Raw genomic sequence first — 23,433 nt, 5'->3', positions numbered from 1 at the left:
GTTGCGTCAGGCTTTGGCGGTGGCCGCTTGTTGATCATCTCGGGTAGCAGGATTAAAGCCTCTGGGAGGTGATTTACGGCGCTGGTTCAGGCCGATCATCACCAGCGGCACAACAACCATCAAGCTGCCCACCAGGAACCACCAGTCGGGCACCTCGTTAAACCAGATCCAGCCAATAGCTACTGCCCAAATCAGCCCCGTATATTCCGCACTGGTTACCTGGTTTGCATCTACCTGCCTGTAAGCCAGCAAAACGGTAATGTTGTAACCCAGAATGAAAAACGCAGAAGCCGCCGCTGTAAACAGAATTTCCGGGTGCCATATTGCACCCTGTTGCCACTCCCACACTGCCAGTAGCCCAGACACCGGGATAACCAACAGGTAGTTGAGAAACAGCTTGTGCACAGTGCTCTGGCCCTTGGGTAACTTGCGCACCATCACCGCGTTGATTGCCAGTGTGAGGGCAGATCCCAGCGCCGCCACAACCGCCCAGTTGAACTCCACCGGGCGCAGGATAACGATGATGCCTGCAAAGCCGCTGAAGACTGCAAGCACACTCAGTGGCGACAGTGACTCCCGGAAGATAACCACCGAAAACACCATCACCAGAATCGGTGCCGCGTAAAATACGGCGTTGGCCGTGGCCAGAGGCAGGTTGCTCAAGGCAACGATCATGCACAGCAGGCCTACCAGATGAACGTGCGCCCTGATGGCGTGTACTTTGATGCCGGAGAACAGGTTGTTCCGGTCGATCTTGCGGGCCAAAGGCAGCAAGAAAACAAGGGTGATAAGGCAGCGTAGAAATGCGAACTGCAGAATCGGTGCGCCCGGCTCCATGAGCTTGATAAACACGTCAGATATCAGCGCCATGGCGTTGCCAAGCACAAGCAAAAGAATGGCGCTGTTTACGGTTTTACCTGACATGCTTTCTTATCCTGAAACTCGGGGTGAAATAAAACGCACATATGGGAAGTGGCAGTTGTAGCCTACATGGGTTTTAATATCCGATAAAATGATGTTTATTCGCCAGGTATTAGAAAAATAGATAATGAAGCTGCCCCCTCTCAAAGCATTGCCCGTATTTGAAGCGGTTGCTCGCCTCAACAGCTTTTCAATGGCTGCCGAGGAATTGGCGGTCAGCCAGAGTGCGGTGAGCCATCAGATCAAACAACTGGAAACCTACCTGGGTGAGCAGCTGTTCTGGCGCAGCGGGCGCACACTCGCGTTGACCGATGAGGGGCGGCAGTATCTGGATGCTGTCAGTACCGCGTTGCTGCAAATCGAGCGGGCCAGTGAAAAACTGCTGGGGCATGAAGAGTCCCGGTTACGGCTCGCGCTGTTCAGTTCCTTCGCCGTGCGCTGGCTGGTACCAAGGTTGCCAGACTTGCAACGGCAGCACCCGCAGGTAGAACTGGCGCTGGAAATGACCAGTGAAAACCCGGTGCTGTCTGATCGGGTAGCAGACTGCTTTATTACCATCCACAGGGATTCCCCAGCATACAGTTACGAGCTTTTGTATGTGGAGCGGCTTTTCCCCGTGTGCAGTCAGGATTATTGGCAGCGCATCTGCAGAGAGTTAGGGCGGGAAACCGATGTGACCGGCCATGATGAACCAGCCATGACTCCGGCGGAGATAGCCCGCTTCCCCCTGTTATCTACCCACAGTATTTACGACAAAGCCGCTGGCGACTGGGAAGCCTGGTATCAAACCGTGGATGAATCCCTGCCTTCCGGCGCTCGCGTACAGCATTTCAGCCACATGTTGCTGGCGCTGGAGGCGGCGCGCTATCACCAGGGTATAGCGCTGACCAACGACTACATGTTGAGTACCCGTAAGGATTCAGAAGAGTTTGTGCGCTTGCCTTGCCACCCGCTGGTGACCGGCGACCGGTTCTATTTTGCCTGGAAAACCAGCCGGCGAAGGGAACGAAGCATTCAGCTGCTGAGGGGTTGGCTGGTGGATGAAGCCATCAGAGGGGGACTCAGGTCACAATGATGTAAAATTGACCCTTTGTGTCGGCCTTTCCGGCGCTGGTGCTATCGGAGAATGATGTTGCAGCGGGTATCCTTGCCTCAACAGAAATAAAACTGCGCCTCACGCAGAAGTTGTAAACAGGAACCCAACATGTCTTTAAATCGTCGCCAGTTTCTCCAATACGCCGGCGCCCTCGGTGCTTTGGGTGCGCTTGGCAGTCAGGCCGCACTTGCACAAGTTCTCAACCCTCAACGCATGCAGCCCTGGCGCAACTGGTCGGGCGTGCAGACCTGCTTGCCAGCACAGCAGATAACTCCCAAATCACTCGGCGAGTTGGTCAGTGTTATTGCCCAAAGTACGGGAACCATTCGCCCGGTTGGAGCAGGGCATTCATTCAGCCCGCTGGTGCCGACTGACGACACCCTGCTTTCCCTGGGCTATTTTGGTGGCATGTTAAGCCATGATTCAGAAACCCACCAGGCGGAGTTTGGTGCGGGCACTTCCATGGCACTGATGGGCATGGCGCTGAACGATGTTGGCCAGGGCTTTATCAATATGGCGGATATTGATCACCAGACGCTGGGTGGCGCCGTTGCTACATCCACCCATGGTACCGGCATTAAATACGGTTCGTACTCCAGCTACATCAAAGGGTTGCAGCTAGTAACTGCGAGCGGTGAGGTCTTGGACTGCGATGCCACACGTAACCCGGAGGTGTTCCATGCTGCCCGCGTATCCATGGGGTCGCTCGGGGTAATTACCAAGCTGACCATGCAGAACCGGCCAGGCTACCGTCTTCGGGAAACCATGTGGGTGGCCAAAACAGAAGACTTGCTGGCGGATATTGATAAGCATGTGTCTGAAAACCAGCACTGGGAAATGCTGGTGATTACCCATTCAGACTATGCCCTGGCGATTGCCCTGAACGAAACTGAAGAGCCGGCTACACCGCCGGTAAACAAGGCTGAAAGCGGTGGCAATGAGTTTGTGACTCTGCTGGAGAAACTCGACAAATATGGCAGCGACTTCCCCTCGGCCCGCCGGTTTTTGCTGAACAACCTGCGGCACCTTGCCACCTTTGATGAGCGTATTGGCGAATCCTACGAGATCTATTCCAACGTGCGCTCGGTGCGTTTTAACGAAATGGAATACTCAGTGCCTGCGGAGCATGGCCCTGCCTGCCTGCGGGAGATTCTGCAACTGATAGAGCGCAATGATTTACCCACCTGGTTCCCGCTGGAATACCGTTATGTGCAGGCTGACGATGTGCCTTTGAGTATGTTCCAGGGGCGCGACAGTTGCGCCATTTCTGTGCACCAGCACTACAGCATGGATTATCACAACCTGTTTGCGGCCATAGAGCCGATCTTCTGGAAGTACGACGGCAGACCCCATTGGGGCAAGCTGCATACGCTGAATGCACGGCATCTGGAAAAGTTGTACCCACAGTGGCGCGAGTTTACCGGGCTGCGCGAGAGCCTCGATCCCCAGGGCAGGTTCCTGAATGCCCACTTGCGCTCAATTCTGGGCGCGTGAAGGAGATAGTGAAGGAGAAGGTATTGTGAATCGTCGTGGTTTTCTGTTCACCGGCCTGCTGGGTGGTGCGGCCATACTGACCGGCGCTGCCTTGCTGCGACCTGGAGATAAGGGCAAACCTTACACGGCTTACTTTGAGGCGCTGAACGCGGAGCTGAAACGTGCCGGGCCCATGCGGCCTGTATTGCTGGTGGATCTGGATCGCCTGGATCACAACATTGATGTGGTTAAAGCCTCCCTGCAACGCAGCGGCAAGGCCTTGCGACTGGTTGAAAAGTCGCTGCCGGCGCGCGGTTTGTTGGAGTACATTGCCAACCGTACCGGAACAGACAAACTGATGTCGTTTCACCAACCTTTCCTGAATCAGACCGCCGAATATTTTCCGCAAGCAGATATATTGCTGGGCAAGCCGCTGCCAGCCCGATCCGTTGAGGTGTTCTACCAGCAGCATCAGGGGCAGGCTGATCCCACAGCGCGAATCCAGTGGCTGATTGATGCGCCTGAGCGCTTGCAGGAGTACTTGCAGATAGCACAAGCACGCAACAGCAGGTTCCGGATCAATATTGAGTTGGACGTAGGCCTGCACCGCGGTGGTGTGGCCGATATGGATACCTTGAATGTGTTGCTTGGTTTGATTGCCGACAACCCGGAGCAGCTCGAGTTCTCCGGGTTTATGGGTTACGACCCGTTTGTGGGTATGGAGTTGCCCTCGGTTCTTGGTTCTCCGGAAACGCTGCTAGGCAAGGTGATGACCCGCTATCAGGGCTTTGTTGATTTCACAAAAAATCACTACCCGGCATTATGGCGGGATGGCTTGGCACTGAATACAGCTGGCAGTCCAAGTTATCGGCTGCACGAAACTGAAACCCTGAGTACAGAGTTGGCGGTGGGCTCTGCCATGGTGATGCCCACTCACTTTGATTTGCCTTCATTGAGTGATCACATTCCCGCGGCCTTTATTGCCAGCCCGGTGCTGAAATCCGCGGGGCCGGTGAATATTCCAGCGCTTGATGGGAAATCCAGAATCTTCTCTTGGTGGGATGTTAACCAGCGCGCCAGCTACTTTATGTATGGCGGTAACTGGCTGGCGGACTTTGTTGCGCCAGAGGGCCTGCAGAGCAATAGCCTGTATGGCAGAAGCTCGAACCAGGAGCTGGTAACGGCCTCGCCGGGAGTGGGGCTTGAAGTGAACGACCAGGTGTTTTTGCGCCCGCAACAGAGCGAGGCAGTATTGCTGCAGTTTGGCGACATACTGGCTATGCGCAATGGCAAGATTGTTGATCACTGGCCGGTATACCAGGACGGGTCCCGGGCATAGCCAGTGAGCCATAAGGCCAGTGGCCAGCATTTGAAAGCGCTGGCCACAGCCTGTGAACTTACTTGGTGCCGGGGCGCTCAATTACTTTGCGTTTACCCTTGGCGCATCGGGACAGAGCTTTCAAGCCTTCTTCATCGAAAGCATCCACCCGGATAACGTCGTATAAAGCCGTCAGTGCTTCCTCAAGCTTCTCACGCTCTTCTGTTTTCACAACGCCTTCTGCGCAGGCCCAGTCCACCAGCTTTTTGCGCTCATGGCCCATCAGCAGTGTCACTTCGTCCAGATCGTCTTTATCACGATTACGAATGGCTTCGTGCATGCGGCCACGGACAGCGGCGGTTTCGTTTGCCAGCTTGTAGGCATTCAGAACCCGACCAAGAGGGTCCTTCGGATCCATTGTGGTATAAGCGCCGCGGCTGATGCGCTGGCGCAGTGGTGTGTCTTTAACGATGCTGGCAGCCACTTGGGCGCCAAGCTTGTCATCCGGCCCGTTCAGACCGGTCGCACCCAACGGAAACACCAACAGGCGCATTGGCCAGCGAAGAGCGGGTACAGGGAATTTGGTGATGGCTTCACGCATGGAGTTCTGCAAGTTCTGCAGGCAGGTTTGCAGGCACCATTCCACCAGCGGGCGCTGGTCGGCAGGGTAGCCTTCCTCGTGCCATTGCTTGATTACGGCCGTCGCGTAGTACAGCTGCACCAGGCAGTCTGCCATGCGCCCGGAGAGGCGCTGTCGGGCTTTCAGACCTCCGCCTACCGAGAGCAGGGTTACATCTGTCATTAGTGCAAACGCCGCCGAGAAGCGGGCAAGCTGGCGGTAATATGAACGGATGTTTCCCTGACGCGGCACTGTTTCAAACAACCCGCCGGAGAGGGCAAGAACCAGGGCTCTCAAAGCGTTCCGTGTGGTGTGAGCCAGGTGTTTGTAGAAGATGCCGTCGAACGTCTTCGCCGCCTGATCTTCGTCTTTCATATCTGCCGCTGCAATTTCATCAACAATAAACGGGTGGCAGCGGATCGCGCCCTGACCAAACACCATCAGGCTGCGGGTCAGAATGTTTGCGCCTTCTACCGTAATGCCAATGGGGACAGCGTTATAGGCGCGGGCCATGAAGTTGCGGGGGCCGGTAATAACGCCGCGACCGGCGACCACATCCATGGCGTGGTTGATCACTATCCGCATAAGGTCTGTGTTGCGGTATTTCAACAGGGCAGAAGGCACCGCGGGCCGCACGCCCCTGTCCAGCATGCCGGAGGTCAGCAGGCGGGCGGCATCCATCATGTAGGTGTAGCCGGCAATGGGTTCCAGAGCCTCCTGAACACCTTCAAACTGGCTGATGGAACGGCCGAATTGCTCGCGGGTATAAGCGTAGGAACCGGTTGCCAGGCTGGCAACCTTGCCGGCACCTGTGCCCAGCGCGGGCAGGGAAATGGAGCGTCCGATAGACAGGCATTCCAGCAGCATGGTCCAGCCTTTGCCGAGCATGTCCTGGCCACCGATGACCTGATCCATGGGAATAAACACCTCGGTGCCCCACGTAGGCCCATTCATGAACACAGTATTCATCGGCAGGTGTCGGGCGCCTGCGTGAACGCCTTCGGTTTCCCGCGGCACCAGCACACAGGTCACGCCTATTTCTTCGTTATCGCCCAGCAGATTTTCCGGGTCGTACACTTTGATGGCCAGGCCAATCAGCGTCGCCACCGGTGCCAGGGTGATATAGCGTTTGTTCCAGGTAACTTTCAGGCCCAGAACTTCTTCGCCGTTCCATTGGCCTTTGCATACGATGCCTTTGTCGGGAATGGCGCCTGCATCGGAACCCGCAATGGGCGATGTGAGGGCAAAGCAGGGAATCTCTTCACCGCCGGATAGCCTTGGCAGGTAGTGCTTTTTCTGTTCGTCGGTGCCGTAATGCATCAGCAACTCACCCGGGCCGAGGGAGTTGGGTACCATCACGGTAACCGCAGCCGATACGCTGCGGGTAGAAATCTTCATGACGATTTCAGAATGGGCCGTGTTGGAGAAGCCCATGCCGCCGTCTTCTTTCGGAATCACCAGGCCGAAAAAGCCGTTCTCTCGGATAAATTTCCAGACCTTGTCCGGCAGGTCATAGTCTTCGTGGGTGATCTTCCAGTCATCGAGCATGCCGCAGAGTTTTTCTACCGGGCCGTCGAGAAAGGCCTGTTCTTCGCTGGTCAGGTGTGCAGGTTTTGCATCCAGCAGTTTTGACCATTCAGGCTTGCCAGAGAACAGTTCGCCATCCCAATCCACAGAGCCGGATTTGAGGGCTTCTTCTTCGGTTGAAGACAGCTTGGGAAGGCGGCTGCGAACCCACCCCAGTAGTGGGCGACTGAATTTATCAAGACGCATATCGCTGGGAATAACCAGAATCAGGGCAAGAGCCAGAAAAAGGCCGCCAAACAGAATGCTGGCAATGTGCCACTCGTCCTGGATCAGGCCAATCAGGGTTGCGGCAGACATCACCACAGCGGCTGTGGTGCCGCCAACTCCCACATAGATAAGAGCCAGGGCACTGATGAGCAGTAAAAGTACACTCACGGGCAGACCTCCATATCGTGGATAAAAATTCAGCGAATTTCAGTTTAACCTTCGGCCAAAGTCCCCCCACATGCAAGGGCTGCGCGTGGGTAGGTCTGTGCCGGCGCCTCTGGCTACAGGCTCAGGCCAACAATCAGCAGGGCCAAGGTGGCCAGAAGAATGGCTACGTTGGTACCCAGCAAGGTGTTCAGTGTATCTGGCTGCTCAAGGGCACCTGGCAGTTTGCAGGCAAGCCAGAACGCGAAGGGCGCCGTTGCTAATGACAGTATAGACGGCAATGGCAACCAGCCAGTGAGTATGCCCATTACCAAAACGACATAACCCGAGAGAAACAATGCGGATACCAGCCGGGCAGCGGCGCTGGTGCCAAGGGTAACCACCAGATGGCGGCGCCCTATCTTTCGATCGGCTTCGACATCGGGAATCTGGTTGATCAACAGTAACTCGCTCACCAGAAGCAGGCTGATCACCGATACTGTAATGGCGGTGGCATCAAGCCGGGCCCCGAGCGCCACCAGTGTGCCAAGAACCATCACCGTCCCGAAACCTATGCCCGGTGCAAACAGGCACAGTAACGGAGAGCGGGTAATCCAGCGGGTATAGGTAACCACAAGTGCAATGCCGGCGGTGCCCAGAATCAACATGGGAAGCCCGCGCTGCCAGAGAAAGTAGAGCCCAATAAGAATAACCAGAGCCAGGGTTCCAAGAGCAGCAGCCAGTACACGCTTTGCTGCGCCCGGCACCTCCGGGAGAGCGCCGCTGCCACCGGAAAACGGGGTGCGGGTGGTAATCAGGTCCAGCCCGGACACAAAATCCTCATATTCATTGAGCAGGTTTACCGCAGCGTGGGCCAGCAGTGCACCCACAAAAACCAGCAGCGTGTCCAGCAGCGCCGGTGGCTCGCCTTGGTGCCAGGCCACGGCAACGCCCAGCCCGACACACAAAGGCGCAAGAATCAGGAAGTTAGGGCGGGAGGCGCGAACCACCGCAATGGTTTCAGACATTCACTATTTCCTCAGATGTAACCGGCGGCAAAAACCAGCCCGAGCACAATGGGCATAACAATAAGGCTGCCGAGGTTACTTAATAGTACGAGAGAGGCCACTTTATGGGGCTCTTGCTGATACTGCTCTGCCACCATGTAGTTGAGCACAGCAGGGGGCAGGGCCGCGAAAACCCAGAGAGAGGCAATTTGAAGGCCGGGGAGATCCAGAAGTGCAATCATCGGCCAGGCCAGCAATAGCCCACTGACCGGGCAGGCAATGGCGCCCAGCATGCCCAGTTTCCAGTCACTGAAGTCGATATCCAGCATACGCACGCCGAGGGTAAACAACATCAGCGGTATGCAGATTTCCCCGAGCATGTTCAGGGAGTGAAGCAGCCAGACGGGAAGGCTAACGCCCGATAGATTAACGGCCAGCCCCGCAATACTGGCAAATACAATGGGCAGTCTCAGACGCTGCAATATGGATGTGTGTGGGTCCAGCATGTATAGACCCACGGAAAAGTGCAGCAGCATTTCTACAATGAAGAGCACGATGGCTGCGGGTAGCGCCGCCTCACCAAAGGCAAGAACCAGCAGTGGGATTCCCATGTTGCCGGAGTTGTTGAACATCATGGGGGGCAAAAAGGTTTTCAGATTCAGGTTAAGAACCCGGGCCAGCGGATACAGAACAATACCCGAACCCAGCACCACCACCGTCGCAGCCAGCGCCAGCCCGGCGTAATCCTGCAGCGGCGCTTGCTGGTCGGCCAGCACTGCAAACACCAGCATGGGCACAAACAGTTCCATGTTCAGAACGTTTAACCCGCGAATATCCGGGGTGCGAAACCGACCGTAAAGGGCACCGCAGCCAGCTATAAGAAAGACCGGTAGAAGGGTCGAGAGAATCTGGCCAATCATCGAAAGCTCCAATAGGCGCCGCAGGTTGGTTGCGGTGGTAGTGTTACCCGACCACAATAGCCCGGATACCTGGATTGCTAATCGGTTATGGAGTTTACCAGTGACAAGCCCGTTTGATCAGCCTCTTAATCGCCAAGATACCTGTTCGGTAAAACTCGATGTCCGCAAGGCGGTATTTGGCCGAGAGGATGTGATTCCAGTGTGGGTGGCAGACATGGATTTCGCCGCGCCAGAGGCCGTTACTCGCGCGCTTTCAGAGCGTGCCGCACACCCGGTTTATGGTTATACGCTTTTCCCCGATAGCCTGTACCAGTCAGTGATGGACTGGTTTCGTGAACGGCACGGTTGGGAAATCAAACGCCACTGGATATTAATGGCCCCGGGGGTTGTGCCGTCCTTGCATGCCGCCTGTATGGCTTATGCAGCCCCGGGTGAAGGCGTGATTGTTCAGCCGCCGGTGTACCCGCCGTTTTTCAGCTCGGTTCGCTTGAGTGGGCGCGAGATTATTGAAAATCCACTGGTTTGCGATGAAACCGGTTACTACCGGATGGATCTGGAGCACCTGGAAGCTTGCGCTGCGCGCCCGGATGCCCGCCTGCTGATGCTGTGCTCACCCCATAATCCTGTTGGGCGCATCTGGTCGGTGCAAGAACTGGAAGCCGTTCTGGATATTGCCCGGCGCCATGATCTGGTGGTCATCTCAGATGAAATCCACTGCGACCTTACCTTTGCCGATATGCCCCGGCACCGGATGCTGGCAACACTTGCGCAACCCGGCGATGCGCTGATTACGGCCATCGCGCCCAGCAAAAGCTTTAACATACCGGGGCTTGGACTGTCTGCCCTTGTCATTCCGGACAGGGAACAACGCAATGCCATGCAAGCGGTGTTCGATTCCCTGCACCTGCCCCAGTGCAATCCGTTCAGCATTGCAGGATTTGAAGCCGGCTACCGTTTTGGTGGGCCCTGGCTGAGCGATCTGATGGCGTATTTGCAGAAGAACCGGGACTTTGTAGTCGACACGGTTAACGCGCGCTTGCCCGGCATTAAAACCCGTGCGCCAGAAGGGACCTACCTGGTGTGGCTGGATTGCCGGGATATGGGGCTGGATGACGCGGCATTGAAACGGTTTTTCGTGCAGGACGCCGGAGTGGGTATGAACCCCGGCATCTCGTTTGGTGAACAGGGCAGCGGTTTCATGCGGCTCAATATCGGCTGCCCCAAGGCTGTGCTGGCCGAGGTGCTGCAGCGAATCGAATCGGCTTTGAGTGGCCGCCAGCCATAGCCCTGAGCGTTACTCTCCTGGAACCTTGGCTTCTGTGCCTATGTGGTAGGCGGCAAAGCCCGCCATGACCACCTGATCTACCGCCATGCCAATGATTCGGCCATCGCTGTTGGAGTGGATAGGGTACTGGGCGTTGGTGATCGGATCAGCCACATAGCCAAGAATCTGCCCCTTGGTTACTTTCGCGCCCAGCTTGACCTTGCTGAACAGAATGCCGCCGTCATTGGCGCGCACCCACGCAGAGTTGTAGTACACAGGTTGTGGGTCGCCCCACACGAACATCCGCGAGATCATGCCCTGTTTTTCCATCAGGCTGGTGAGGCTGTTTACGCCTGCCTTGATCTGATGCTCCTGAATACGATGGGATTCGCCCGCTTCCAGGGTGACTGAACGGATGCCCACATCAACCGCAGCGGTGCGCAGCATTCCGGGTGACCCACTACTGTGCACCACCGCCATGCGATCAAACCCCCGGGTAAATTCCGCAACTGTGGGGTTGTTCATGTCTGCACGAAGTTGCGGGAGGTTGGTTCGCTTAAGTGAACCGGTATGTATATCCACCAGCATGTCGCAGTGCCGGATAATATTTTCGAACAGTGAGTAGGCAATCCGGTCTGCCAGGCTGCCATTCGGGCGGCCAGGGAAGTGCCGGTTCAGGTCGCGGCGATCTGGCAGGTAGCGGCTACCCTGCTGGAAGCCAGGCAGGTTCACAATGGGGATGCCTACCACGCTGCCACTGAGTTTTTCCGGATCAAGGTCGTACATCGTCTGGCGGATAATTTCGATTCCGTTCAGCTCGTCGCCATGGATGGTGCCTGTCAGGCACAGGGTTGGGCCGGCATTAACGCCGTTGACCACCAATACCGGTGTGGGCTGCGACAAGCCGGCAATCTGAATGCCGGATGACCAGGCCAGGCGTGTTGATGTGCCAGGCAAGACTTCGCTGCCAAGCAGAGCCAGGTTTTTCGCAGGCTGTGGACCTTTAACTTCCGGTTCGGGTGCCTTGTCTTCCGGAATGTCGATTACGACCGGCTCTTCGGTGCCTGGGCTCTCCTGAATGGCGGGGTCTTTCGGCGGCTCAGGGGTAGGTGCCGGCGCAACTTCCTTCAGGTCAATATTAGGTGCTACTTTTTTCGGTTTTGCTGAACGCTTTGGCTTGGGTACTGGTGCTGCTTCTTCGGCTGCCGGGATCACTTCGGGCGTTGGCGCTTCTGTGGGGCTTCGCCGTGGTTCTGAGTGCTCTACATCTTCAACGTTTTCGTCTTCAGCCAACTCTGCCAGCAAAATTTCCTGGGTGGCCGATGTCTGGACGCTTTTCCCGGGCGGGTCTGCCAGTGATACAGCGGGCATGGCCAGCATGAGCAAGCAGAGGGGCGTTGTAAAAGTGGTCAGCATTTTCAGCCTGTAAAACAGCATGATTCCTCACGGGTTGTTCACCAGGGCCCAACGATAAAGGTTGGCCAAGGGTCATGGATATGGCAATAACACAGGTTTAATGCCATTTTCATGATGTAGTCATGAACAAGGTTGCCAATAATAGTTATGGTCGCAGAGTACATGCGAGCCTGATCTATCCAGTTATATCCGACTGAGGAAGTTAACTATATGGACTTTTTGCGAATTCTTATTGCCATTCTGTTACCGCCACTGGGTGTGTTTTTGCAGGTAGGCATCGGAAAACACTTCTGGATCAACATACTGCTGACGATTCTTGGCTACATCCCCGGTATCGTGCACGCGGTGTATATTATCGCCAAAAAATAGAAACTGGCAGGCACTTTGCGCGCCTGCCAGTGGGCTGGGCTCAGGTAGTCTTTGTGGCTTGCCAGAGGCCGTCTTCCTGTACAGCGCGGCCATCTGCTTCCAGCTTCAACAGGTGCGCCAGTGCTGAACGGGCTGCAACGCCATGAATGGCCGCTGGCACGTCGCCGTAGGCTTTACTGGTGAGGTCTTTCAGGGTGACCGGTGAAAGTTTGGCGAGTGCGCGCGCAATCTTGTGCTCCCTGGCCATCCGGTGGGTGATCAGGTAGTCGATGATGGCTTGCGGTTGCCCCATGACAAAGCCGTGGGCCGGCGCGATGAAACGAATGGGTTCTGCCAGCAGCTCGTAAAGCGATTCCAGATAGGCTTTCATGTCGCCGTCGGGTGGGTTTATAACCACCGTTGAGCCCTGCATGATGTGATCTCCTGAAAACAGCAGCTGCTGATCTTCCAACAAAAAGCACAGGTGGTTGGAGGCGTGTCCGGGTGTGTGCAGAACCTTGAGAATGCCCGCATCGGTTTCGATCAAATCCCCGTGCTCAGGCTGTTCGTCCGGTGCGAATTTATGATCCTGGCCCGGGCCGTCCGGCGCAGATCGACCGTAAACCCGGCAGCCTGTCTTTTCCTTTAGCGCCCGGGTGCCCGGCGAGTGGTCCAGGTGGGTATGCGTGACCACCACCGAATCAATCCTGCCTCCAGTCACCTCAAGAATACGCTCTATGTGCCCCGCATTGTCCGGGCCCGGGTCGAGCACGGTAAACCGTTTGTCGCCCAGAATGTAGGTATTGGTGCCCGGGCCGGTCATTACGCCAGGGTTGGGGGCTGTCAGGCGAATGACGCCTGCCGCAACTTCCACCGGCTCACCGGGAACAATTTCTGCTCTGGTACTGCCTTCACCTTCCGGGTCCAGCTTGACGGCCTCCGCGTAGGCGGGCGAATCCGGCTCCAGAAACACCGGCTTGCCGCGACGGATCGCCGGCCAGGGCTGGCTAGGGTAAGGTTCGGGAGGGTTTGCCCAAGCGTAGCGCATGAGGCTTTCCACAGAATCAAAGTCTCGCAAAACCCTGAGTGTCCCCAGAGTTGGCAAGGTCATCAGGCGCGTGCCGGCACGATGTTCCTGCAGTGCCTGCTCCGGGCGGATCCATACATGATCGATGGTTTCCTCTCCATCGTGGCTCACATACTGGTTTTTTGGCGCTTCGGTTACGAAGAACCGGGTATCAAAACGCCGGGGAGGGCCGGGAGGGGTAATCCAGTGGCTCAGATAGGCCAGCCTGTCCAGCGGGATTGTAAGCTGGTGGCGCTGGCACAGTTCGGCAAGGGGCAGTTCGCCTTTGAATACCGCCTTGCGGTCATCGTGGGCGGGGTGGTCTCCGCTGATAAGTTGCCGGTCGGCATCCATGGCCACCAGTACGCCAGCTTCCTCAAAGCATTCGCGGACGGCGGCCAGCATATAATCTGCACCGCCCTCACTCAGGCTCATGGTATGGCTTATCTCCGTGTCTTTCAGACCAGCGGCATGCTGGCGTCCACGGGATTCCTGCTGATCCACCGCGCCGCCGGGGAAAACATAAAAGCCGGGCAGAAAAACGGCATTCCAGGTGCGTTGTAACAACAGTACCTCGATACCTTCCGGGGTATCTCTTACCAGTGCCAGAGTGGCCGCAGGGCGAATATCCATAGAGTTTCCATTATTCAAAGCTGTAACCTCCGCTTGCCTTTACAACCAGCGCGCAAAGGCTGAATTCAGCGCTAAAAGACCAGCAAAGACGATAACCGATTTTTGCAACAAGATCATTGAGATGAACGTCGCTGTACAAGAGAGTATCATCCAGTGCCCCACACGACCCTTTGCTATACAGGTACCTGAAGTGGCACGAATCAAACTTTCTTTCCCTGATGATGTGTTCTGTTTTGAAACCCTGTTGCAGGTTAGAACAACGGATATCAACGGTGCTAACCACCTGGGTAACGATGCGTTGGTTTCAATGCTGTCGGAAGCGCGAGCCCAGTTTTTGATCAGCCACGGCATTTCCGAAGGTAATAACAGTGGCCAGGGCATTATTGTCACGGACCTGGCGACTATGTATCAGTCAGAATCCTTCTTCCCGGAAGTGCTACGCTTTGAAGTGGGGGTGATGGATTTTAATAAGTACGGCGGGGATTTCGTATTCCGGGTCACCAAAGCTGAGAGTGGTCAGGCGGTTGCCCTGGCGAAGTACGGGTTCGTGTTTTTTGATTACCTCCAGAAGAAAGTAACCCCTGTGCCAGAAAGCTTCCGGTCACGCTTTGCCTGACGCGCTCTCACGGAGCTGCTTCATACCGGCGCGATAGAAGCTGTAAGCCATAATGCCGGCCAGCAGGTTGCCCACCAGCGCACCGCTCATCAAGCCGTAAATGCCGTTGAGCTGGCTGCCCAGCCAAAGCAGGGGCAGAAAGCACAAAAACAGCCGCAGCATTGAAACCAGCAACGCCCGAACGGCAAGGCCAAGGGCGTTGCAGATGGACACCATCAACATGCACACCCCCAGGCCGCTGTAACTGAGTGGCACCCGCACAAGATAGGCACCAAGAATCTCCTGCACCTGTTGGTCGCTGCTGAACAGGTCAGATACCAGGCCGGAGGCAATGAGCCATAGCAGGCCAATGGCCAGTTGCCAGCCCACCACGAAGCGCACCGCAATACGCACCAGTTTGCGGATCTGTTCTATATCCCCGGCACCCAGCAGGCGGCCAATCATCGGCGGCATGGACATGGTGAGTGCGAGTACCACCACAATGGAGAAGAATTCCAGGCGCGTGCCCAGGCCCCAGGCCGCAACCGCGGCCGAACCAAAACCCGCAACCATGGCCGTTGCCAGCATGGCGGAAACCGGCGGCATAAGCTGGCTGACCATGGCGGGCGCCATGATGCTGTTGAGTTGTCTGAGGGCGCGCCCCAAGGCGAGTTCACGAAGATCAAATCTGGCCCAGCCGCGCTTCAGCAGTTTTGGATAGATGAACAGGCAGCCGATTCCGAAGGAGGTTACGGTGGCCCAGGCGGCACCGGGCAGTCCCCAACCGAATACGAAGATATAGAGTGGGTCGAGAGCTATGTTGGCGAGGCTGGTAGCTACCATCATGTAGCCAGGCAGTTTGGTGTCGCCATGGGAGCGGCAAATGCTGTAGCCAAAGTACAAAAAGGCGCCGATCCAGGCGGAAAATAGCCAGGGTACCCAGTAAGTACGCACCATGGGGAGCAGGGTGTCGTCTGCGCCGAGGGCGGTCATGATTGGGGTTTGGAAAAGCCACAAGACGATGCAGAGTACGAAGACCAGTGTGCTGCCAACGGTGATAACCAAACCACCCAGGCGAAATGCCCGGAGTTCGTCACCTACCCCAAGTGTGCGCGAAATGATGGCGGTGGTGGCAATGCCAAGGCCCACTTGTAACCCGATGATGAGCTGGTGCATGGGGAGTGTGAAGCCCAAAGCAGCCAGCGGGTCACGGCCAAGCTGGCCGATAAATGCACTGTCGGCGAGCTGGAAGGTCATGAGTGAGAGAGCGCCAAACAGCATGGGCCAGGTCATGGTGTAGAGCTGGCGGGGTAGGCTGGCGGTTTGGGTGGTGTTGCTCACGGGTTTTGGGATTGCCTTGGTGTTGGGCTGAGGTGCTGAGTCTAACAGGTTTGTCTTTGGGTTCGGGGGTGGTCTGGCAGACGGCACGGCCTCCCCAGACACGCCGTGAACCCGTCCCTGGGGGCTTGGCATTGCCATCCATGGCAATGCACAGTCTGGGGAGGCCGTGCCGTCCGCCAGACTTCAGCCCCGCGGTTATAGAACCTTCAGTGCTGCGTCGTAATCTGGCTCGTCGTGGATTTCGCTGACCAGTTGGCTGTGGATGACCTTATTGTTTTCATCCAGAACCACTACGGCCCGTGCACAGAGTCCGGCCAGTGGGCCGCCCTGAAGAGCTACGCCGTAATCCTGCTGGAAGCTGTAGTTCCGGAAGGTGGATAGGGTTTCTACATTTTTCAGGCCTTCGGCACCACAAAAGCGGGATGCAGCGAAGGGCAGGTCGGCGGAGACAACCAGAACCACGGTATTGTCCAGGGAGCCTGCTTTTTCGTTGAATTTACGGGTAGATGTGGCGCACACGCCTGTGTCGATACTGGGGATGATGTTCAGGATTTTGCGTTTGCCTGCCCAGTTGTCGAGGGTTACTTCTTCGAGGCCGCTGCTGGTGAGTGTGAAGGCGGGTGCTGTGTCGCCGGCCTTTGGAAATTCACCGCTCAGTTCAATGGGGTTGCCGTCAAAAGTGACTGTGCTCATGGAGTGCTCCTTTGGTGATACAGAAGGTGATGCAAAAATAGCAAAACAGAAATAAGTTGAAACCGCTTACCCTGTTTAGTCCATTTTCGTTGAGATTGCATCCCTTCGGGGTGTTTGAGCAGGGTTAGCGGCTGGATGCAGCCTGTGGTTCGAACCCTGGAGCCGGGTGGCGTTGAACCAGAAGCAGGTAGCCTGCCAGGGATGCGACGGCGCAGATGGCGATGGTGGCGGCCATAACCAGTGAGGTGCCGTCGTGGAGGTAACCTACAAGCATGCCTGCGAAGGCGGCGACAGCCATTTGCGCAAAGCCGAACAGTGCAGACGCAGACCCGGCCATGCGCGGGAAGTTGGCCATGGCACCTGCCATGGTTTGGGGCATGACCATGCCCGTGCCTGCCATAAACACGGCTTGCGGAAGGATCACTGCCCACACGCTGAAGACTTCTGCCAGCGCCAAAGCCGCCATTAAGCTGCCACCCGCAACGGCAATGATTAAACCGCGAACCAGAATTTGATCTGGCACCAGGCGGCTGCCGAGGCGGATTGCCGAGAGATTTCCGGTGACATAACCGGCAACAATTCCCGCGAAATACAGGCCGAACTGTTGCGGTGGCACTTTGAGAAAGTCGATCAACACGAATGAAGAGCCGGAGAGAAACGCGAACAGGCCGGAGAATAGCAGTGCGTTAGTCAGTGTATAGCTTAAAAAGCTGATGTCTGTCCCTATAGTGCGATAGTTCCGTAGCAGGCTGCACAGTTTAAGGGGCTGGCGGTATTCAGGCCGCATGGGCTCCGGGATGCCGAAGGCGACGACCACGGCCATGATCAGGGCATAGCCCCCAAGTACGATAAAAATGGAGTGCCATCCAAAGCCGGCCACCATGATGCCACCCAATGTGGGTGCCACAGCAGGGGCAAGCGCCATGATGCTGGCCAGAAGCGCCATGATTTTTGCGGCTTCGCGGGGGGTGTAGATGTCCCGAATGGCTGCGCGCCCAAGAACGGGCCCGGCTGATCCGCCCAAGGCTTGCAGAAATCGGCAAAGAATCAGGGTTTCGATGTTGCTGGCCAGCGCACAGCCAATGCTGGCGAGGGCGAAGACTACAAAGCCGCCAATCATGATGGGTTTGCGGCCGAATCGGTCCGCCAGGGGGCCACACACCAGTTGTGCTATGGCAAAGCCAACCATGTAGAGGCTCAGGGTTAGCTGAACCTGACTGGTGCCTGTGCCAAAGTCGCTGCCGATTTGCGGCAATGCCGGCAAATACATATCGGTGGCAAGCGGCCCGAGAGCTACGGCGGCGGCGAGCAGTATGGTTGTCCATATACTGGTGAGTGCTAGCATCTACTGTCCAAACTTAAATAGGGGAAGTGCAGGTGTGAGATGGGCTTTCCAAAACACGCTCCTTGCGGCACATCCATGTGGCGCTTGGGCTCCGCCATCCATGGCTCCGCACAGTTTTGGAAAGCCCATCTCACACCTGCACCCGACAATTGGAGTGGATTCTAGGGGGTGGCTTGCGAAAAAATAACAGGGGCGCTGCTCATAGGATATATGAACAAAACAGATGGGTTAGTCGTTCAGGCCATTCATGGTGGCGGCGACAGCGTTCACCTGGTTTCTCAGCCAACGGTGCGCGGGGTCGTTCTGGTTGCGGCGGTGCCAGACCATCAGCAGGGTAAATGGCTTGAAATTGAAGGGTAAGGGCACCCAGGCAAAATCCCGAAGTAAGTGTTTGCTCATGCGCTCAGGTGCGGTAACCAGCATGTCTGTGCCCCGGAGGAATTCCGGCAGGCCGGAGAAGTTGGAGACGGTAATGACGTTACGGCGGGTTAGGCCGCGTGCAGATAAGCCGGCTTCGAGAGCGGGTTTTTCTCCGGTGCCGAATACCATGGCGATGTGGTCGGCTTTCAGGTAATCGGTAACCGTCTCAGGGGCTTCGCGTTGGCTGGGGTCGTAAAAAACCACCATGTGATCCCCCATCAGCCCTCGTTGCATAATGTCGGTGGCTTCCGGGGCGTGGGGAGAGATGATCAGGTCGCAGATGTTTTTACGCAGCATGTCTGCTGTGGGAATGCCGGAGGCAATGACCTGCAGTGTAACGCCAGGCGCTTGCAGGCGTAGGCGTTGCATCAGTTGCGGGAGGAGTAAATCCCGCTCGTAGTCGTTGGCGGCGATGGTGAACGAGATTTCGGTGGTTTCTGGTGTGAAGGGTGGGCCAGAGGCCAGAGAATGCAGGTCATCCAGAATCTGGCGAATATGAGAGCCGGCTTGCACCGCGTAGCGCGTGGGTGTGATGCCGCGCCCGGATTTGACAAACAGGGGGTCCCCCAGGGCTTTACGCAGGCGGTCGAGCGTGTGGCTTACGGCGGATTGGCTGACTCCAAGCTTGACCGCAGCACGGGAAACACTGCCTTCGTCAAGAACGGCAACGAAGGTGTGGAGCGCGCGGATATCAAGATTGAATGTATCAATAAGGTTCATGGGTAGCAGTGTAATCCACAACTGCCGATCCCGGAACCGGGCTCGTCATTAATCTGAACGCTGGCCCAACCATTCAGCGATTTCCAGCCAGCTTTCCCGAGGCGCTTTGCTACCGGCCAGAATGCCCATGTGCCCACCGGGAGTAACGCGGAAGGTTTTGTCCACGGAGCTGATATGGTCCATCAAACTCCTGGCCGCAGCCGGCGTTACCATGGTGTCTTCGCTGCCTGCCACGGCAAACAGGTTGGCGTTTACGTTGATCAGCTGTGCGTGATCGTCACCAATTTGCACCTTGCCGCGGGATAATTCGTTATCGATCCAGAGCCGAACCACCGCGTCCTGAACGATACCGCCGGGGTAGGCGACCATGCGATCCAGGAAGGCGGAGGTGGTGGCATGACTGCTAACAAACTCCCGGTCTCCCAGGCGGATAATCAGCTCCCAGTAACCCATAATACTGCCGATAGGGTTGGTTAGTTTGAAGCCGATGGTGTTCGCCCAACCCGGGCTGTGAAACCAGTGGGGTTTGAGGTTGTGAAGCTGAAATCCTGTGCGCTTGCGAACAGCTCCGGCAATATCGGCCAGCCGCTGGTTTAGCAGCCCAAGAACGCCGGACGCGTGGCTGTCGATGGGCGAGCCCAGCACAATGGCATTACGAATGTGCTGGTCTTTGCTCAGAGCCGAATAAAACAGGGTGAACATGCCGCCCATGCTCCAGCCGTGCAGCGACAATTCCTGCTCGCCACTGTGTTGGCGAACCCGTTCAAGGGAGGCTGGCAGGAGTTCTGCCACATAGGTATGCAGGTTGTAATGGCTGTGTGCCCGTGTTGGTACGCCCCAGTCTATGAGATACACCTCAAAGCCCTTCGCTCGCAGAAATCTCACCAAGCTGCGTTGAGGGAAAAGATCGTAGATCAACATGTTTACTGCCAGCGGCGGAATAATCACCACCGGTGTTCGGTGTCTGTTTGTCTCAACGGGAATGGTTATGCCATCAAGCTCGATGACGTCTTCTTTCAGTGGCGGGTAATAGCGCAAGCTGACCAGACCATCGGTATGAAGGGTTTCAAAAGGTGTTTGCCCCGCTTGCACCAGGCTGGCAGCACGGAATACACGGTCAAAGGCATTGCCGGCATAACGGGATGTTTGCCGTGCCAGCCTGGCAGCTCTTTTGGTTGCGGCGTTGATAATATTGGGCATTGGGAAGATCCGTGATAAAAGATGTGAGGCTAATGCCAAACCCTTGGCAGCGCCATGGCAATACTGTCACTTTTGGTTGGCAGAGCGGTCACAATCAGCCACTGCCCATAGCCGGTGCTGATTGGTATGATTGCCCACCACTGGCTAAATAATCACAACAGGAACCGTATGCTCAGTTTCCTACCTGCTCCCGTTATTGGTGTGCTCAACTCCATTTTGTTGGCAATTAACACGCTCTTCTGGTGTGTGCTGCTTTATATCCCGGCCTTGCTGAAGCTCATTATCCCACACAAGGGCTTTCGGGTACTTTGTACCAAGATCATTATCTGGATTTCAGAGTCCTGGGTGGCCTGCAACACAGGCTGGATGAAGCTTACCCACGGCACTAAATGGCATGTCACTGGTGCGGAAAACCTGCGTCGTGAAAGCTGGTACCTGGTTCTCAGCAATCACCAGAGCTGGGTGGATATTTTTGCCATGCAGCGGGTGTTCAATCGCCGTGCACCTTTTTTGAAGTTCTTTCTGAAGCAACAGCTGATTTGGGTTCCCGTTATCGGGTTGGCCTGGTGGGGCCTGGATTTCCCATTTATGAAGCGGTACTCCCGGGAATATCTGATCAAGCATCCGGAGAAGCGTGGGGAAGATCTCAAAGCCACTCGCCGTGCCTGCGAGAAGTTTCGTTATACCCCTGTGAGCGTAATGAACTTTGTAGAAGGTACCCGGTTTACCCCTGCAAAACATGCGAAGCAAAAATCCCGTTACAAGCATTTGCTCACGCCAAAAGCAGGCGGCGCCGCTTTCGTACTGGATACCATGGGCGATTCAATACAAACGCTGGTTGATGTCACCATTGCTTATCCCGGCGGAGCACCCTCATTCTGGGACTTTATTTGTGGTCGTATGAAGGAAGTGAAAATGGAAATTCATACCGTGACAATCCCTGAACACCTGAAAGGACGGGATTATGCGACCGATGCAGAGCACCGGCGCAACGTGAAGAACTGGTTGGGTGAGCAGTGGCAGGCCAAGGACGCCCGCCTGGAGGAAATGCTCAAGCCCTAGCATTGACGAGCGACGTCAGCTTTTGCTGTCGTCGCTGTTTTTCCCAGTATCCTGCGCACTTTCCTTTGCAGTGGTCTTTGGCACTTCAACCGCTTCTACCAGTTTGAAGTTAATCTGCCGCCGCTCTTCGTCCACTCCGGAAAAACTCACTTTAACCGCTTGGTCCAGCTGGAATATGCGTCCGTTCTTGTTGTGAATCAGGCGAAGTGTCACAGGGTCAAAGCTGTATTTGCCGTTAAGATCCTTGCAACTGACAAACCCTTCCAGCCCGTTGGCTTCAAGCCGCACGAAGAATCCTGCCGGAATGGTTCGGCTGATTACACCATCCAGAGGCTCCTCGCCCAGGGTTTTGGCAAAATCGCTCTTGAGCCAGGTTTCCAGACTGTTGGCGGCCTGTCGGGCTTTGAACTGAGCGTTCTGGAGAGTCAACAGTTCGTCCCCGCTCAAGGCTTTCATGGGGGCGTCCCAAAGCACTGCTTTAATCATGCGGTGCACATACAGGTCAGAATACTTGCGCAGCGGAGACGTAAACGTGGTGTAGGCGTTTAGTCCCATGCCCTGATGGGGTGCTGCAGTGAACGTCATTTCTGCCCGGGCCAACTGGCGCGAGAGGATGGATTTCACTGGCACTTCTGCCTCCAGAGTGGATGTTTCCTTCATCAGTGCTTTGAAGCCTTCCGGTGTGGTGGCATCTATATCCGCCAGGTGCGGCGCATAAGCTTCAAGCAATGCTCGAATGTTGTCGGCGCGGTCATCCCTGAGCCCCGGATGCTGAATAAACAGGCCAGACGCCTGTTTGGACAGGAAATCGGCCGCGCACCGGTTGGCGGCAACCATGCATTCTTCCACCAGGCGGTGCGCTTCGTTCTGCACCGAAGGTTCGATGCTGCGAATGCGCCGGTTTTCATCCAGCCTTAGACGAAACTCGGGGCGGTCGCCGCTTAGCAAAGCATGTTCGCTGCGCCATTTGCGCAATGCGGTAGCAGCCTGATGAAGTTGATCCAGGCTGTTGCACACGGAATCCGGCAAAGCTTTGATGTCTTCGTCTTCGCGGCCTTCAATCAGGTTGGAGACCAGGTCGTAACTGAGCTTGCCCTTTGAGCTGATGACCGCTTGATGGAAGCTGTAATCACCCAGGCTGCCGTCGTTATTAACCTGCAGATCACACACCAGGGCCAGCCGTTTCACATCTGGCATCAGCGAGCACAGTCTGGTGCTGATGGTATCTGGAAGCATGGGTAGGGGATCGCCCGGGAAATAAATGGCGGTGGCGCGCTTGAAGGCTTCAAGCTCGGCTGCGCTTTTTTGGTCGATAACTGCAGCCGGGTCGGCAATGGCTATGGACAGTGCCCAGCCAGTCACATTGGGTTCGGCCAGAAGCGCGTCGTCCATGTCCTGGGTGGCGGGGCTGTCGATGGTCACATAGGCCCGGTCGGTGCGGTCTTCCCGGCCGTCGCCGAGGGCTTCGATAGAAGCCTCGCTCAGGCTTTCTGCCTGTTCAACAACCGGCGCTGGCCAGGAGTCTGAAAGATCGAAAGTTGCCAGAGTCAGGGCGCGCTCTATGCCAGGTTCGCCGGCTTTGCCAATGACTCGCAGAACCTTGGCCTGACCTTTGCCGTCTTTGATTGGATGTTTGTGCATGCAGCAGTACAGGTAATCGTCAGGCTGCGCGTTCATGCGCTCTTTTGGCGGAATGAAAATCCAGCGATTGATGCCCGGAGTTTCCGGCACCACAAAATGGCCTTTGCCCTTTACCAGGTAGCGCCCGACAAAGGTGCTTAGCCGGCTTTCAAGAAGCTCGTCCACGACACCCTGGGTTTTACCTTTTTCCACTTCCTGTTCGATAACATTTACCCGGTCACCCGGGAGCACTCTTTGCATTTCTTCCGGTGGCAGGAATACATCCCGCCCTTCATCCAGTGCGACGAATCCGAAACGGCCGTTTGTGGATTTAACGGTCCCGGGGAAAACAACTTTGCTTTCCTCAATGTCAGACTTTAGCTGGCGCAACTGGCTGAGAGCGTCGGCGTTGAGCATG

General features: G+C 56.2%; 19 protein-coding genes. 7 read left to right on the top strand and 12 right to left on the bottom strand.

The genetic code is table 11. The features are described from left to right. Positions 1-6: 6 nt before the first annotated feature. Entirely contained in the window at positions 7-924 is a 918-nt protein-coding gene (locus FFI61_RS08295) for a DMT family transporter (RefSeq protein WP_200369894.1), read from the bottom strand. A gap of 124 nt (positions 925-1,048) precedes the next feature. Here FFI61_RS08295 and FFI61_RS08290 point away from each other — a divergent pair, with 124 nt between their 5' ends. The 3 genes from FFI61_RS08290 (at position 1,049) to FFI61_RS08280 (ending at position 4,829) form a co-directional block, all read left to right on the top strand. Beyond that, a complete protein-coding gene (locus FFI61_RS08290) occupies positions 1,049-1,996 on the top strand; it encodes a LysR family transcriptional regulator (protein ID WP_200369893.1) in 948 nt (315 codons plus the stop codon). Between the two features lie 129 nt (positions 1,997-2,125). Further along, positions 2,126-3,511, top strand: a complete 1,386-nt coding sequence (locus tag FFI61_RS08285) for a D-arabinono-1,4-lactone oxidase (protein WP_200369952.1) — start codon at positions 2,126-2,128, stop codon at positions 3,509-3,511. 25 nt (positions 3,512-3,536) lie between these two features. Next, positions 3,537-4,829, top strand: a complete 1,293-nt coding sequence (locus tag FFI61_RS08280) for a DSD1 family PLP-dependent enzyme (RefSeq protein WP_200369892.1) — start codon at positions 3,537-3,539, stop codon at positions 4,827-4,829. Positions 4,830-4,887: 58 nt separating this feature from the next. Here the strand turns inward: FFI61_RS08280 and FFI61_RS08275 are convergent, their stop codons facing one another. The 3 genes from FFI61_RS08275 to FFI61_RS08265 all read right to left on the bottom strand — a co-directional run bounded on the left by FFI61_RS08275 (position 4,888) and on the right by FFI61_RS08265 (position 9,292). Continuing rightward, the gene (locus FFI61_RS08275) at positions 4,888-7,389 is read right to left on the bottom strand and encodes an acyl-CoA dehydrogenase (RefSeq protein ID WP_200369891.1); all 2,502 of its coding nucleotides are present in this window, start codon (positions 7,387-7,389) and stop codon (positions 4,888-4,890) included. A gap of 113 nt (positions 7,390-7,502) precedes the next feature. Then, positions 7,503-8,393: a prenyltransferase gene (locus FFI61_RS08270; protein ID WP_200369890.1), complete on the bottom strand. Its 891-nt coding sequence runs from the start codon at positions 8,391-8,393 to the stop codon at positions 7,503-7,505. An 11-nt stretch (positions 8,394-8,404) separates the two neighbouring features. Then, positions 8,405-9,292: an AEC family transporter gene (locus FFI61_RS08265; protein WP_200369889.1), complete on the bottom strand. Its 888-nt coding sequence runs from the start codon at positions 9,290-9,292 to the stop codon at positions 8,405-8,407. Positions 9,293-9,392: 100 nt separating this feature from the next. Here FFI61_RS08265 and FFI61_RS08260 point away from each other — a divergent pair, with 100 nt between their 5' ends. Next, complete coding sequence (locus FFI61_RS08260) at positions 9,393-10,577, top strand: MalY/PatB family protein (RefSeq protein ID WP_200369888.1); 1,185 nt, start codon at positions 9,393-9,395, stop codon at positions 10,575-10,577. 9 nt (positions 10,578-10,586) lie between these two features. On the opposite strand, the gene FFI61_RS08255 is transcribed toward FFI61_RS08260, so the two are convergent. Next, positions 10,587-11,993, bottom strand: a complete 1,407-nt coding sequence (locus FFI61_RS08255; RefSeq protein ID WP_227714736.1) for a succinylglutamate desuccinylase/aspartoacylase family protein — start codon at positions 11,991-11,993, stop codon at positions 10,587-10,589. A gap of 189 nt (positions 11,994-12,182) precedes the next feature. Here FFI61_RS08255 and FFI61_RS08250 point away from each other — a divergent pair, with 189 nt between their 5' ends. Next, complete coding sequence (locus tag FFI61_RS08250) at positions 12,183-12,341, top strand: YqaE/Pmp3 family membrane protein (protein WP_200202415.1); 159 nt, start codon at positions 12,183-12,185, stop codon at positions 12,339-12,341. A gap of 40 nt (positions 12,342-12,381) precedes the next feature. On the opposite strand, the gene FFI61_RS08245 is transcribed toward FFI61_RS08250, so the two are convergent. After that, on the bottom strand, positions 12,382-14,019 hold the full coding sequence (locus tag FFI61_RS08245; protein ID WP_200369887.1) for an MBL fold metallo-hydrolase: 1,638 nt from the start codon (positions 14,017-14,019) through the stop codon (positions 12,382-12,384). A gap of 190 nt (positions 14,020-14,209) precedes the next feature. Here FFI61_RS08245 and FFI61_RS08240 point away from each other — a divergent pair, with 190 nt between their 5' ends. Next, positions 14,210-14,635, top strand: coding sequence for a thioesterase family protein (locus FFI61_RS08240; protein ID WP_200369886.1), 426 nt, complete (start codon positions 14,210-14,212; stop codon positions 14,633-14,635). Here the strand turns inward: FFI61_RS08240 and FFI61_RS08235 are convergent. From FFI61_RS08235 to FFI61_RS08215, 5 genes are all read right to left on the bottom strand, one after another. Beyond that, complete coding sequence (locus FFI61_RS08235; protein WP_200202481.1) at positions 14,621-15,907, bottom strand: MATE family efflux transporter; 1,287 nt, start codon at positions 15,905-15,907, stop codon at positions 14,621-14,623. The genes FFI61_RS08240 and FFI61_RS08235 overlap by 15 nt on opposite strands. Positions 15,908-16,150: 243 nt before the next feature. Next, the gene (tpx, locus tag FFI61_RS08230; protein WP_200369885.1) at positions 16,151-16,648 is read right to left on the bottom strand and encodes a thiol peroxidase; all 498 of its coding nucleotides are present in this window, start codon (positions 16,646-16,648) and stop codon (positions 16,151-16,153) included. Positions 16,649-16,772: 124 nt separating this feature from the next. Further along, positions 16,773-17,993, bottom strand: a complete 1,221-nt coding sequence (locus FFI61_RS08225) for a Bcr/CflA family multidrug efflux MFS transporter (protein WP_200369884.1) — start codon at positions 17,991-17,993, stop codon at positions 16,773-16,775. Positions 17,994-18,221: 228 nt separating this feature from the next. Next, positions 18,222-19,133 carry a LysR family transcriptional regulator gene (locus FFI61_RS08220; protein WP_200369950.1) on the bottom strand — a complete coding sequence of 304 codons (912 nt, stop codon included), beginning with the start codon at positions 19,131-19,133 and terminating at the stop codon, positions 18,222-18,224. 48 nt (positions 19,134-19,181) lie between these two features. Beyond that, positions 19,182-20,333 carry an alpha/beta fold hydrolase gene (locus FFI61_RS08215; RefSeq protein ID WP_200369883.1) on the bottom strand — a complete coding sequence of 384 codons (1,152 nt, stop codon included), beginning with the start codon at positions 20,331-20,333 and terminating at the stop codon, positions 19,182-19,184. A 168-nt stretch (positions 20,334-20,501) separates the two neighbouring features. On the opposite strand from FFI61_RS08215, the gene FFI61_RS08210 reads away from it, so the two are divergent. Next, positions 20,502-21,395, top strand: coding sequence for an acyltransferase (locus FFI61_RS08210; RefSeq protein WP_200202409.1), 894 nt, complete (start codon positions 20,502-20,504; stop codon positions 21,393-21,395). Between the two features lie 15 nt (positions 21,396-21,410). Here FFI61_RS08210 and FFI61_RS08205 read toward each other — a convergent pair whose 3' ends face one another. Further along, on the bottom strand, positions 21,411-23,432 hold the full coding sequence (locus FFI61_RS08205) for a ribonuclease R family protein (protein ID WP_200369882.1): 2,022 nt from the start codon (positions 23,430-23,432) through the stop codon (positions 21,411-21,413). Position 23,433 lies beyond the last annotated feature (1 nt).

Source organism: Marinobacter sp. DY40_1A1, from assembly GCF_016597815.1.
Lineage (GTDB): Bacteria > Pseudomonadota > Gammaproteobacteria > Pseudomonadales > Oleiphilaceae > Marinobacter > Marinobacter xiaoshiensis.
Note: the sequence above shows the minus strand (reverse complement) of the source record. Positions and strands in the feature narration are given on the sequence as shown.